Source organism: Streptococcus hyointestinalis (assembly GCF_041225505.1).
Classification (GTDB): Bacteria; Bacillota; Bacilli; order Lactobacillales; family Streptococcaceae; genus Streptococcus; species Streptococcus hyointestinalis_B.
In genome coordinates, this window is record NZ_JBCLSK010000094.1 from 1 (window position 1) to 1,040 (window position 1,040).

At 37.0% G+C, this 1,040-nt stretch carries 2 protein-coding genes; both read left to right on the forward strand.

Annotation, left to right across the window (positions count from 1 at the left end; all coding sequences use genetic code 11):
- The coding region (locus AALA56_RS10095) for a ParA family protein (protein WP_369909902.1) at nucleotides 1-624 on the forward strand (624 nt) is incomplete at its 5' end.
- Complete coding sequence (locus tag AALA56_RS10100) at nucleotides 624-896, forward strand: hypothetical protein (RefSeq protein WP_369909903.1); 273 nt, start codon at nucleotides 624-626, stop codon at nucleotides 894-896. The genes AALA56_RS10095 and AALA56_RS10100, both read left to right, overlap by 1 nt.
- Nucleotides 897-1,040: the final 144 nt, after the last annotated feature.

Sequence of the window (1,040 nt, forward strand, 5' to 3'; positions counted from 1 at the left end):
TATGAGATTTGCCGTATCACTGATAACCTCAGTTTAATCCGTGGTGATGAACGTTTAACAGATGAGCAATTAGATCTTGCCAGCCGAAACAATAAATATCTTCAGCTCTTTATGTGGTTTAGCGAACATTACGAAGAGCTAAACAAACAGTTTGATATAATCTTGATTGATACCCACAATGATAAAAGTCTAGTAACCGCTAATTTTATTGCTGTTTCTGATATTGTCCTGGGGGTAACAGATGCGTCAACGAATGGCTTTCGTGCCTGGTTAGCTCTTAAACAGTTTGTAGAATCTATTAAACGTGAAGCTATTGAAGTGATTACGAAGAAAAGTTATGTCACTGCAGAACCTTATATTATCGGCAATAAGATTGAATACTACGGAAACAATGTCACAGATACTTGCAAGCAGTTTTTAGATGTTATACAGGAAGACGAAGCGTACCTTGGTTCTGTTCAGAAAAAGGAGTTGATGGCTAAGAGTCTTGTGATCAATCAAAGTGTTTTTGAACAAAGAGAACACATGACAGAGAAGCAAAAACTAGACCATCAGAAATTTTATGGTAATATAGAGTATGTGTACACCAACATTTTGACCGTATTAGAAGGAGGGGCTGCTTAATGACTGATAATCGCTTTGCCCAGGTAAAAGAACATTTTGAGAAAGAACCACCTAAACAGCAGTCGCAGGTGAGACGTAAGAAAGAAGCTGCTCAAAAATCTCCAGATAGTTATAACAAAAAAGGACGCTTCCCATTTTCACTACACCGTGATGTGCGCTATGATAAGTTAGAGGCTTTAGTGGACTATCATAAAGCTAAATCTGCTTCAGATTACCTAGAGAACTTGATTATCAAAGAATGGGAGAAGATGCAGCGCAAACTTAAAAACTAGACAAAGAGTCGTATATATTTGACGGATAAATTGGTTCGATATATTAAGGAGTAAAGTCATGGTTATTTTTGTTTCCCTCAAAAAGCTAGTTCAGACATTTTGGTGGCTGATTGCAGCAATAGCACTTTATGTTTTTTATCAGTC

Coding starts and splice junctions, on each gene's coding strand:
- AALA56_RS10100 (WP_369909903.1), top strand. CDS start 624: ATGACTGATAATCGCTTTGCCCAGGTAAAAGAACATTTTGAGAAAGAA.